Annotated in this window: 12 protein-coding genes; 3 read left to right on the top strand and 9 right to left on the bottom strand. The window is 62.3% G+C overall.

Going from position 1 to position 11918, the window contains the following annotated elements:
• Positions 1-9: 9 nt before the first annotated feature.
• The 8 genes from FHT79_RS18900 to FHT79_RS18865 all read right to left on the bottom strand — a co-directional run bounded on the left by FHT79_RS18900 (position 10) and on the right by FHT79_RS18865 (position 7663).
• Positions 10-975: an ROK family protein gene (locus tag FHT79_RS18900; protein WP_028758611.1), complete on the bottom strand. Its 966-nt coding sequence runs from the start codon at positions 973-975 to the stop codon at positions 10-12.
• Positions 976-989: 14 nt separating this feature from the next.
• On the bottom strand, positions 990-1688 hold the full coding sequence (locus tag FHT79_RS18895) for a ribulose-phosphate 3-epimerase (RefSeq protein WP_028758612.1): 699 nt from the start codon (positions 1686-1688) through the stop codon (positions 990-992).
• A gap of 4 nt (positions 1689-1692) precedes the next feature.
• Entirely contained in the window at positions 1693-2502 is an 810-nt protein-coding gene (locus FHT79_RS18890) for an alpha/beta hydrolase (protein WP_028758613.1), read from the bottom strand.
• Positions 2499-3344, bottom strand: a complete 846-nt coding sequence (locus FHT79_RS18885; protein WP_028758614.1) for a sugar phosphate isomerase/epimerase — start codon at positions 3342-3344, stop codon at positions 2499-2501. The genes FHT79_RS18890 and FHT79_RS18885 overlap by 4 nt, the downstream gene beginning before the upstream one ends.
• Entirely contained in the window at positions 3344-4420 is a 1077-nt protein-coding gene (locus FHT79_RS18880) for a Gfo/Idh/MocA family oxidoreductase (protein WP_028758615.1), read from the bottom strand. Before FHT79_RS18880 ends, FHT79_RS18885 begins: the two co-directional genes overlap by 1 nt.
• Positions 4421-4447: 27 nt before the next feature.
• On the bottom strand, positions 4448-5593 hold the full coding sequence (ugpC, locus tag FHT79_RS18875) for a sn-glycerol-3-phosphate ABC transporter ATP-binding protein UgpC (RefSeq protein ID WP_028758616.1): 1146 nt from the start codon (positions 5591-5593) through the stop codon (positions 4448-4450).
• A gap of 324 nt (positions 5594-5917) precedes the next feature.
• Positions 5918-6859, bottom strand: a complete 942-nt coding sequence (locus tag FHT79_RS18870; RefSeq protein WP_028758617.1) for a PfkB family carbohydrate kinase — start codon at positions 6857-6859, stop codon at positions 5918-5920.
• Between the two features lie 3 nt (positions 6860-6862).
• The gene (locus FHT79_RS18865; protein WP_028758618.1) at positions 6863-7663 is read right to left on the bottom strand and encodes a class I fructose-bisphosphate aldolase; all 801 of its coding nucleotides are present in this window, start codon (positions 7661-7663) and stop codon (positions 6863-6865) included.
• Between the two features lie 231 nt (positions 7664-7894).
• Between FHT79_RS18865 and FHT79_RS18860 the strand changes: the two genes are divergently transcribed.
• A complete protein-coding gene (locus tag FHT79_RS18860; protein ID WP_028758619.1) occupies positions 7895-8656 on the top strand; it encodes a DeoR/GlpR family DNA-binding transcription regulator in 762 nt (253 codons plus the stop codon).
• A 92-nt stretch (positions 8657-8748) separates the two neighbouring features.
• On the opposite strand, the gene FHT79_RS18855 is transcribed toward FHT79_RS18860, so the two are convergent.
• Entirely contained in the window at positions 8749-9567 is an 819-nt protein-coding gene (locus tag FHT79_RS18855) for a sugar phosphate isomerase/epimerase (RefSeq protein WP_028758620.1), read from the bottom strand.
• Positions 9568-9826: 259 nt separating this feature from the next.
• Here FHT79_RS18855 and FHT79_RS18850 point away from each other — a divergent pair, with 259 nt between their 5' ends.
• Both FHT79_RS18850 and FHT79_RS18845 read left to right on the top strand, forming a co-directional pair.
• Positions 9827-10975, top strand: coding sequence for a Gfo/Idh/MocA family oxidoreductase (locus FHT79_RS18850; protein ID WP_028758665.1), 1149 nt, complete (start codon positions 9827-9829; stop codon positions 10973-10975).
• Positions 10972-11907, top strand: coding sequence for an alpha/beta hydrolase (locus FHT79_RS18845; RefSeq protein ID WP_183903923.1), 936 nt, complete (start codon positions 10972-10974; stop codon positions 11905-11907). Before FHT79_RS18850 ends, FHT79_RS18845 begins: the two co-directional genes overlap by 4 nt.
• Positions 11908-11918 lie beyond the last annotated feature (11 nt).

The raw sequence follows: 11918 nt of genomic DNA, 5'->3' as shown, positions 1-11918 counted from the left end.
GGAAAGGCTCTAAAGCTGATCGATCGCAGGTACCTTGCCGGTCAGAAACGCCAGAGCCGCTGCGCCGACGAGGCCCGAGTTCTGATCCAATGCTGCCAGCATCACCTTGACATCTTTGAATGCCGGCATTGCCCATTGTGTGATGTAGCCTTGAATGCCGGGTTGGAGCCGGTCGAACTCGTGGGAAAGCCCGCCTCCCATCACAATGATATCCGGACTGAAAATGTGGATCAGGCTGGTGAAGCCTCGGCCGAGAATTTCCGCTTCTTCGTCAACCAGTTGATTTGCCAGACGATCGCCATTTCTCGCGGCTGCGAAGATGCTGCGGCTGTCAATGACACCGCCATCGCTGCCCATCGTCGTCCCGCTCGATTCCATCGCCCTTATTTGAGCGCGTCGTGCAAAAGCCGGTCCGGATCCGTAGGCCTCGAAGCAGCCCCTGTTGCCGCAAGGGCAGAGCTCTCCATTCGGCACGACCGACATGTGCCCGACATGGGCGGCCATGCCCTTGCGGCCGCGCACCACGCGACCGTCCGAAATAACGCCGCCGCCAATGCCGGTGCTGACGGTGACATAGACGAGATTATCAAATCCCTTGCCAATTCCGAACTGCCACTCGCCGATGGCAGCGGCAATAGCATCGTTCTCGAGGTCGACTGCAAACGGAAACCGCTTCTGCAACTCCGCCTTCAGCGGAAAGTCGACAAAGCCCGGGAGGGTCGGGATATCGGTGGCGACGCCCGTGACCGTATCGAGCGGGCCTGGAGCGGATACACCGACGCCCACCACCGAAGCCGGGTTCGATGCCGCGAGCAGTCCATCGGCCAGGCCGCAAATCTGGGCGAGCACGCGGTCGGGGCCTGCCAGCGCATCCGTTGGTTCGGCTGCGCGCGCCAGAATCCTGCCGTGCTCATCGACAAGGGCAGCGCGGACCTGCGTCCCACCGAGGTCGATTCCAATGGCAACCTGCTGCATGTGAAGACCATGAGTTAGAGTGCGCGGAGCCATGCCATACGCTCGTCGAGCGATGGCGCATTGAAAGCCAGGGAGCCGAGAACGACCGTCTCCGCACCCGACTGGCGCAGGAGAGGCACGGTGTGCTCGCGAATACCGCCGTCGGCCGCAAGCACGATCCGATGCGCCGCACCGCAGCCGGCAATGATCTGCTTGGCCTGTTGCAGCCGGGCGCCGGCCTTTTCGTCGAGGCCCTGGCCCTTCACGCCGATCGCCGTGCCGAGCAATGTCACGAAATTCAAGCGGGAGACATATCTTTCGACCCGCTCGACGGGGGTATCGACCTTGAGGACCATGCCGGCTGCGACACCACGACGGTCGAGAAGATCGAGAGCCTGGTCGGCGACGCTTTCATTTTCAACATGAAGACTGATCAGGTCGCTGCCCGCATCGGCGAATTGCTCGATCTGCGACAGGATGATGCTGTCGGCGACCATCAGGTGAACATGGATCGGGCGCGCGGAGACTTTGCGCACCCCGGCAACGAGGTCGGGGAAAAACAACATGGCCGGCGCGAAATGGCCATCGGCGACATCGATATGCAGAATGTCGACGTGAGGATCGACACGCGCGATATCATCCGCCAAATGCACGAGATCGGCCGACCAGACAGAGAATTCCGCGATCAGGCGATCCTTCGGAAGGTCTTCGATCCAGGTCCTGGAGGGGGTCATTGTTTCAGAGCTCCTTCAGATAATTGCTCATGGCAAGCCGGAAGTCCGCGACATATTGCGGACGGCTCTCAGTCTTCGGGGTGATCTGCGCGAAGCGCGCGCCGGCAATCCGTTCGGCAAGCGCGCGCGCATAGGCGAGAGGATGAATGCTGTCCCGCTCATGGCCGATGACGAGCGTCGGCGTAGTGAGACCGCGGACTTCCTCTTCGGTCACATCAGGACCGTCATTTGAGATCCTGGTGAGCAGTTCGGCGGTCACATCCAAAGGCATGCGGGAGAAAAAACCGGCAAGCGAGGCCAGATTGTCCGGCGCCTCGGCGGCGAGCCGCAGGCCCACCGGCCCGGCCAGGAATGCGGCCTTCGCCTCGCCCGGCGGCAGAGTTTTCACAAGCCGCCCGACTTCGGCGCTGGGCGCCATATTCTCCGGCGCCGACGCCGTCAGCCAGGCCGGCCTTGCAATGATCAGAGCCTTGACGAGATCGGGCCGTTTGACTGCGAGACGCAAGGCGATCGCAGCCCCCATCGAGATGCCGCCGATCACGACCGGCCATGCGAGGTTTTTCTCGATATAGGCGGCGATATCATCGCAGAAGGTCGCGATCGACATTTGCTCCGGATTGCCGGCTTGGGACTGGCCGTGGCCGCGCGCTTCGATGGTCACCCGGCGGAAACCCATGTCGGGCGGAAAGACCTCATCGGTCTGCGCCGCATCTCCGCATAGGCCATGCTGGAAGATGACGGACACGCCCTCGCCCGCCGTATCCACATTGAGAATGGTCCCGTCGCTGGTTTCGAACGGTTGACCTCGTCTCATCTTCCTGCCTCCGCAGAATTACCGTCGAGGCTATTCTTCAGGAAGGCCGCCACACCGGCCGCCTCCGAGGCCGAAAGACCATGCGTGACGAGACTGCCGTCAAAGCCGATCGCCTTGAGCCGGCCGAGATAATGCCCATAGTCGAGGACACCCTTGCCGGCGGTCGCGAAACGACCGTCAGGATTGCGGTCTTTCGCATGCGCCATGACGATCCGATCGGCCAGGAGGTCGATGGCGGAAGACACGATGCGCCGCTGCTCATCCAGCGTTGCGACCTCGAAGAGATTGGCCGGGTCGAGCACGATCTTGATGCGGGGGCTCTTCAGTGCCGTGATCAGCCGATCGGCTTTCTCAGCCGAGTTGACGACATTGGCAAGCTCGGGCTCGATGCCGAGATCCACATCATAGCGCTCGGCAATCTCGATGGCCGTCTCCATGGCTTCGAGGAGATCCCGCCACGCCTCCGGCGTGTCGTTGTCGGCGTGGGCCTTCCACTGGTCGATGGGGTCGCGCGTGCCGGTGCAGAGCGTAATCAGGTCGGTCGACATGCCGGCGCAACGCTCGGCCAATGTCGCCAGATTGCGAAGGCCGGCCTCGCGCACGGCGGGATCCGGATGGATCATGTTGAAGGTGCCGGAAACGGCAACGATCTCGACGCCGCTGCTCAGCGCAGCGTCGGCGACCGAGCGGGCCTGGGCTGGCGTGATGCTCTCCGGCATCGGCGGAAGGCCTGAACAGGCCATATTGTATTGGGCGCAGGTGAACCCGGCCGCAGCGACCGAATTGAGGACGGTCAAGGGCTCCGTTCCCTCGAAGGTCTTTGCGAAGATGCCGAGCTTCATCACACGCCGCCCGTGACGTCAGCCAGCGCAACCGACTTGCCGCTTTCGGCCGAACGCGCGACGGCGACCATGGCTCGTACGGATGCCACGCCATCATCGATGTCGGCGCCTTCCATCACCGCGCCCTCCAGAATGGTGCGGGCGAAGCCTTCGACCTGGCGGCGGTAGAAATGGCCGTCGGCGCCGAGAACGCGATGAGTGGCGCCGTCCGCTTCGCGGAAAATGTCCACCTCGCTGGTCTTGTAGTACCATGGGTTATAAGTTTTGCCCAAAATGCTGCCATTTCGGCCATAGATCTGGAAGCCTTCGTGCCAGTCCATGCGCACCTGGACGGTGAGATCGAGATGGCCGAGCGTGCCGGAGGCAAATTCCACGTCCACGAACCAGCACCAGATGCCCCCGCGCTCGGACAGGCGCGCGTTGACGGAAACGATGTCGCCGGCGAAATAACGTGCGGTGTCGATCAGATGGCAACCGTGCGCAAGCATGTAGTAGCGCCGCAGGTCGGCTTTCGGATTGGCCGAGGGCTTTTTCGCATTGGCGCTGGTGACGATCAGGGGCTGGACCGCATCGGTCATCGGATAGCGGTGCGTACTGTCGCAATACCAGGCTTTCAGAGCGACTATCTCGCCCATTTCATTGCGGATGAAGGATTTGGCAGCCTGGAGTCCCGCGTCGAAACGCTTCATGTGCCCGACCTGAAACACCTTTCCCGACGTCTCGACAGCGGCCTTCAGTTCAAGGCATTCCTCAATGGTGACACCGACGGGTTTCTCGCACAGGACATGCTTGCCCGCCTGAAGAGCGCGAATGGAGGCCGGGACGTGAAACGCATCGGCGGTGGCGATGATCACGGCATCGAGGTCGGGATCGGCCAGCATCCTGTCGTAATCACCATAGGTTTTTTCCGCTCCGTGGGTGATTGCCATACGTTCGCGGAGATCCTCGGCAACGTCGCAAATCGCATAGAGGTCGGCATTGGCTGCCTTGGTGCAGCTCTCGAAGTGCGCGGCCTGGGCAATCTGGCCCGCTCCCAATACGCCGATGCGGAGACGTCGTTCCTGTTTTGCTGGCATCGATGAGCCCTTCTTTCGCTCGTCACTTCAGAGCGCCATATGCGTTTGAGGATGGAAAAAGTGTAGTTTCGCCGGGTCGATTGCCAGATCGATCGATTGACCTGTCTCGACCCCGCTGACCGCTTCGAACCGCGCGACGGCGTTGGCGGCCCCGCTCAGGTCTTCAACGGCATCGGGATCGCCCGAGTCGATCCGCACCGCGTCGATCTTCAAATGCACGATCAGCTCGGAGCCGAGTTCCTCGATCGACTTCACGACCACCGGGATCGTCGGATACGAAGCACCGGACGGCAACCGGCTGTCATAGAGATCCTCAGGCCTGACCCCAAAGATCACGGAATTTCCCTCGAAGGCGGAAAGACCGGGCGCGCGTTCGAAGGCGCCGTCGATCAAGGGAATGGAAAAGCCCGGCAGATGAATTCGCCCGCCCTCCAGACGCCCCTCGAACAGGTTCATCGACGGCGAACCGATAAAACCGGCGACAAAGGCGTTGACCGGGCGGTGATACAAAGCCTTGGGCGTATCCACCTGCTGAAGCACGCCGCCCTTCAGCACCGCGACCCGATCGCCCATGGTCAGCGCTTCGGTCTGGTCATGCGTCACGTAGATCGTCGTCACGCCCAGCTGTCGCTGCAGGCTGGCGATCTCCGCCCGCATCTGCACGCGCAGCTTCGCATCGAGGTTCGAGAGCGGTTCGTCCATGAGGAATGCCGCCGGCTCGCGGACCATGGCGCGGCCCATCGCAACACGCTGGCGCTGGCCGCCGGAAAGCTGTGCGGGCTTGTTGCCCAACAAGGCTTCCAGCTGCAGGATCTTGGCGATCTCATGCACGCGCTTGGTGCGTTCGGCCTTGCTCTTTCCGGCCAGCTTCATCGAGAAAGCGATGTTGTCGAACACGGTCATGTGCGGGTAAAGCGCATAGCTTTGAAAGACCATGGCAATGTCCCGGTCCTTGGGCGCGAGATCCACCACGTCCTGGCCGCCGATGCTCAGGGTTCCGCTGCTGATTTCCTCGAGCCCGGCAATCATGCGCAGCGCAGTCGATTTTCCGCATCCGGACGGACCGACCAGGATCAGAAACTCGCCGTCATGGATCGTCAGGCTCAGATCCTTGATCGCATGGTAGCTGTTGCCATAGGTCTTGCAGATTTTGTCCAGTACAACCACGGCCACGTCTCGTCCTCCCGTACCAGTCGGATCACATCTTCAGACGGCGCTCCCCGCCGTCTCCGATCCTTTCGACAAGAAGGCTCAGGACTGCGCCTCAAAGTCAACAAAAGAATCGAGGTATGACTCGCCAGAAAGTGCCTATAATTCTCCATATATATTTGAAAAATATAGATATTTATGATGTTTAGTTGCGAGATTTTATTTTTTATCGCGCGTAATTTTTATGGCCGTGCTGCAGGTGTTGAGAGATCTCGCCGTGCGATCAATTATCCACCAGCGAGGTTTCACTCGACCGATCGGCAAGCGTCGACATCAGTCACCCCGCGCTCATTCCCGGCACTGGGGCAACGCGAGCGGCACCGGCGCATTCTCCGCCGCCATCCATGCCAGGCATGTCCGGTTGTCCGGCAGGCCCCGGCGCCCTCCCCGTGCGGTCACGGAAATGGCGGCAGCCGCCGTAGCATAGGCAACGCAATCCAGCGGGCTTTTCCCTTCCGCGAGGGCAAGAGCGTAGGCCCCGTGAAAACAGTCCCCGGCGCCTGTGGTATCGACCGCTTGTACTGGATAAGCCGGCACATGCCACCGGACGGCATCGCCACTCTGGCGGAGGTAGGTCCCCCGTTCGCCATCAGTGAGGACAACAGCGGACCGATCCGCAGACCAGAGCTTGTCCAGGATCATCGTCGGATCACGCTCGCCGGTATATTCCTGCCCGAAGGCGAGCGGCAGCACCAGATGGTCAGCGAAAGCCAATATCCGATCCGTCGTAGCACCGACCGTCCATTCGATATCGGCAATCACGGCTAGGCCCAAGGCGCGTGCGCGGGCCACGACGCTTTCCGAGTGCGTGGCATAACCGTCGATCAGCAGCACCGGGGCCTGCAGCAGAACATCGTCGGGCAGCGCATCCGACGTGCCGTGCAGAACATCGTCGTCATAGGCAATGAACCGGTCGCCGTCGGGACCGACCGTGATCACGGAGCGGATCGGAGCGGCATCCGCATGGCGGGGAGCCAGCGATATGTCGACGCCGTCACGCTCGAGTTCGCTGCCGGCCACATCAGTCGCGGGCTCATCGCCGAGCCAGCCGATGAAGCCGGCGCGCCCGCCCAGCCGGGCTACGGCAACAAGGGCCGTCGCCACGTTGCCGCCATGGTCGGTGGCGCGTTTCGTCACCTTCCCCTTGCCGGCCGTCAGCCCCCGATCGACATAGATGATGTCATCGATTGCCAGGGCGCCGAAGCCCAGAACCTGGAAAGGGCGCGACACGCCTCAAGCACCGGCCGCCGCCAGCGCCTCCTCCGGCGCCATCCCCTTATGAATGACGAGCTTGAAGGCGCGCGCGGCCATGGTCGTATCGCCATGACCCCAAAGGTTGCGACCGACAACCGCGCCTCTGGCGCCAGCGCGCAACGCTTCGGAAGTCTGGACGAGCGCTCCGAGCAGCGTATCGGTTTTCGGGCCGCCGGCGATCACCACCGGAATCGGGCAGGTCGCAACGGTCTCCCGGAAGGACTCGAAATCGCCGGTATAGCCGACCTTGATCACGTCGACGCCGGCCTCGAAGCCGATGCGCACCGCATAGGCAATCTCATCCGGCGTGAACACGATCTTGCCGCCGTCGGAGAAATCGCGGGGATAGACATGGGCGACAACCGGCATCTCGAAACGGGCGGCGGCGTTGACCGTATCGGTGAGCCAGCGGATATACTCTCCTTCGGTGGCGCCGCGCACGGGAATGGCGACCGCCAGAGCGTCCGCACCATAGCGCACGGCATCTTCCGGGGTGGCAATCAGCTGGCGAATGCGGTCGTCGGCGGTGAAGCAACCGCCCTGAATGACGAGCGCTGCCTTTCCGGCATATTCCGACCAGAGGTGACGCGCCGCACCAGGCTGGATGCTGATGTAGTCCGGCCCCCCAGCCATGACGCGCCGGAGCGCGCCCGGCAGGTCGGCAAGCCCGCCCTCACGTACATTGCCATAACCGACAAAATGATCGACGGCGCCTCCGAACAAATGACCCGAGGGGTTCGAGAACAGGCGTGCGAGGCGGACTTTGGTTCCGAGACCCATGGCGAGACTTCCCTTTGTGATGGCTGGTTTTTCAATTGTTGGAGAACCTAACTCGAAAACAAACAAACATTCAATATTTCGATTTCTTTCGTTTTTACGTGACGAAGGAATTTTTGACGTGCATTTTCGTCGTTCAACGGCTAGTTTTGCAGCAGAAGCTGTGAGCTGGGAGCTCAAGCTTTCGTTTTTCAAAAGTCAGATAGTCGCAAAAAGCGACAGTCGGGATCACATATGCTTGCAGAACAGAGGCGGCAGCAGATCATGCTGGAACTTCAGCGGGTGGGTCAGGCACGCACCCGCCAGCTGGCTGAATTCTTCGAGGTCTCGGAAGTGACGATCCGCTCCGATCTCGAAATCATGGACGCGAAGAAGCAGCTGATCAAAACGCATGGCGGCGCGATCGCCCTGCCGTCCGACTCGCCGGCGGCGGCCTTCGAGGAACGCATGCAGCGCAATTTCGATGCGAAACGGCGCATCGCCCAGATGGCTGCGCGACAGATCATCGACAACCAGTCGATCGTCTTCGACAGCGGCTCGACGCTGCTGCAGGTGGCCATGCAGATGCCGCCGGTCAACAACGTCGTGGTTGCGACGACGGCGATGAACATCGCACAACATCTGATGTACCGGCCGGGGCTCGACGTGCACATGATCGGCGGCCGCGTGTTTCCGAGCACCGTGAGCACGATCGTTTCGGACTCCGACAAGGCGGTCGGCGGCCTCGTCGCCCACCAGGCCTTTGTCGGTGCCCACGCGATCGATCAGGCCTTCGATGTCGTCGACGTCTCCGAGGATATCGCCCGGACCAAGCGCAACCTGGTTCGCATGGCCCGGCGTGTCGTCCTCGTGGCGGATTCGAGCAAATTCGACATCGGCGCCTCCTCCAAAGCCTTCTCGCTGTCGCGCGTCGACCTGATCATCACCGACAGCAACATGCCGCACAGCATCCGCCACCGGCTGGACAAGCTCGGCGTGGAGGTGCGCTACGCGTGACCTGCCGTCCACCTCTTCGCTGCGTAAGAACGCCAGCAGAGACTTGGGCTCCGATCGACGGTTCAGGCCGACAGCGGGGAAAACGAGGCCGGCTAAAATCCGAGACGTCGAAGCGTCTCGCGGTTCACCCGAACCGCCGCGGCGGGATCGGTTCCGGCGTGGTCCGATTCTTCCTCGACCACGATCCAGCCAGTAAACTTCGGCGCATCCCGAACGGCCGAAATCACGGCAGGCACGTCGCAGACGCCGTCGCCCAGCATCGCCCAGACGCCACCGGCGTCGACATCCTTCAGATGCACGTAGCGGATACGCTCCCGGTAGGCCGCCAGCGTATCGCCGATCTGCTGGCCGCCACGCAGGATATGGCCGGTATCAGGCACCCAGCCCACGCGCGAGTCCAAGAGAGCAAACAGGCGGTCATAATCCCAGCGGGTGAAGAGGAGCGTGTTGTGGTGCGAGGAAGGATGGACGGCAACGGCGACACCGGCCGACTGCCCAATCTCGGTTGCACGATTGTAGCACTCGGCCGCAATGGCGAACTTCTCATCGCGCGGGCCATCCGAAACGACCGTCGCCGATCCCATCGAGACCATCGCACCGGGAAAGTTCGCCGCGAAATCGACCCATCGCCGCGCCGTGTCGAGATCGGAGGCAATCTTTTCCGCCACCGTGAAGCCGCTGGCGGAGCCGAAGGCAAAGGAAACCAGCGTCAAACCGGCGTCTGTCAGAGTACGGGCAAAATCGGCAGGATTGAGCGCGTAGTGACCGATCATCGTGTCGGTGATTTCGATGCCGGTATATCCGCCATCGGCGACGGCGCGTACCAGATCGTCCGGGCCGCCGCTCCAGCCTGCGCCGAGCATCTCCCAGGTGAATGTCTGGCAGCCGATCTGCAGCTCAGCATTTTTCATATCTTGGTCCTGACCTATTTATTGATAACAGCCGATACCGAAGTCCTCGGGCCATTTCGCCTCGCCGGCCGAAAGCCCTTCCGCAGGGAGTGCGGATCGAAAACCGGAAGGGCGGCTCTTCTTCGGAGATTGCGACCCCAGTGTCTTGTCATTACGTACGGTCAAATGTTACCGTGCGTCAATATAATTTATTCCCTGCGCTTAAAACGTAACGCACCCTCAACTCTCCGCAGCCGCAACGGCAAAATCAGGTTCCTCGATGACACAGACCAATGGCATGAAACTCAGGATCGGCGTTGTGGGATGCGGCAACATTTCGCTCGCCTATATGCGCAACGCGCCGCTGTTCCGCGGCGTCGAAATCATTGCCTGTGCGGATCTTAACGCCGACGCCGCCAAGCGCCGCGCGGCGGAATTCAATCTGCGCGCGGCCGACGTCGATAGCCTCATTGACGACAAGGACATCGACCTCATCCTCAATCTGACGATCCCGGCTGCGCATTTCGACGTTTCGACGCGGGCGCTGTCGGCAGGCAAGCATGTCTTCACCGAGAAGCCGCTCGGCGTCACGTCCGCGGAAGGACGCCGGCTGGTGGATGCGGCCGCCACCAAGGACCTTATGCTCGGCTCGGCGCCGGACACGTTCCTGGGGGCAGCCGGGCGCCATGCCCGGCGGCAGATGGAAGCCGGCGCCATCGGCAAGCCGGTGACGGGAACGGCCTTCATGATGGGGCGCGGCATGGAGCACTGGCATCCCGATCCCAGCTTCTACTACCAGGCCGGCGCCGGCCCGGTCATGGATATGGGGCCTTACTATCTGACGATGATGGTCAATCTCATGGGGCCAATCCGCCGTGTGCAGGCGGTCGCCACAAGCGGGCAGGAAGAACGGCTCATCACCGCCGAGGGGGCGAAACAGGGCACCACGTTCAAGGTCGGCACGCCGACCAGCGTGCTGTCGCTGCTGGAATTCGATTGCGGCGCCACCGTCACCTTCGGCACCTCCTGGGACGTCTTCCGCCACTCCAACCACCCGATCGAGCTCCACGGTACCGAAGGCTCGCTGCGCCTGCCCGACCCCGACAATTTCGGCGGCTCCGTCGCGCTCTCCAGCCGTGGCGCTCCCTGGCAGGAAACGGATACATCAGGCGAACTCTTCGGGGCCGTCAACTGGCCGATCGCCGCGCCTGATCGCGCCAACTACCGCATGCTTGGCCTTGCCGATCTCGCGCGCGCAATCATCGAAGGCCGCACGCCACGCGCTTCGGGCGATCTCGCCCTGCATGTGCTCGAAGTCATGGAAGCGATCCTGCGTGCCGGTGAAACCGGCGTCGCGCAGACCATTGCGGGTATCGTCGCGCAGCCGAAAGAATTGCGGGAAGACGAAGCAAGGAGCTTGCTCGCATGACGCAACTGGACGAATCCGCCAAACGCGCCCTTGCATGGCCTGGCGATCCGGAAACGGCGGTGGAAAGCTGCACGCCGGCGCAGGCGCGGCAGCAGTATCTGGACAGTTTCGCAGGCATCCAGTGGCCACTCGAAGAGGTGGCAGAGATGTTGGAAAGACGTGTGGGCGCCATCAGGGTGAAGATATGGCGCGGCCAAGCAGCGCCGCGCCAAGGGGCGCCGGCCCTGCTTTATCTTCATGGTGGCGGCTTTGTGATCGGCGCGCCGGAAACCCATGAGGATATCTGCCGGACGCTCGCCAATATGGCAGGCGCCGTCGTGGTTTCACCCGACTATCGCCTGGCCCCGGAACATCCGTTTCCGGCCGCGATCGACGATTGCGCTGCCACACTTGTCTGGATGACGGAGCAGGCCGATGCACTCGGTATTGATCCCTCGCGCATTATCGTCGGCGGCGATAGCGCCGGCGGCAATCTGGCCGCCGTCGTTGCCCTCCTGGCGCGGGACGGACAGGTGCCGGCCGTCATCGGCCAGGTGCTGATCTATCCGGTGACCGACCAGTTGCAGGCCGCAGACAGCTACTCACGTTACGCAGAGGGTTTCGGCCTGACGGCAGCGGCGATGAAATGGTTCCGGGACCACTATCTGCCGGAAGCCGCGAGCAGGTCGGACTGGCGGGCTTCGCCGCTCAGCGCGATGTCGTTGGCCGGTGTGGCGCCGGCCTTCGTGATCCTTGCCGGACACGACGTGCTGGTCGACGAAGGGGCAGGCTATGCCGAGCGGCTCAGCCGGGAAGCGCAGGCCACAAGCCGGACCTGGCCCGGACAGATCCATGGCTTCGTATCGAAGAGACGGGCCATTCCGGAGGCGCAAGAGGCGCTTGAGGCCTTTGCAATGGCGTGGCGCACCATGGACCCCGCGCTTACCCGCTGAGGCCGTAACCC

Source organism: Rhizobium sp. BK212, assembly GCF_014197475.1.
In the GTDB taxonomy this organism is placed as follows: Bacteria; Pseudomonadota; Alphaproteobacteria; order Rhizobiales; family Rhizobiaceae; genus Rhizobium; species Rhizobium anhuiense.
The sequence above is the reverse complement of the archived record's forward strand: the minus strand, read 5'-3'. Positions and strand labels throughout refer to the sequence as shown.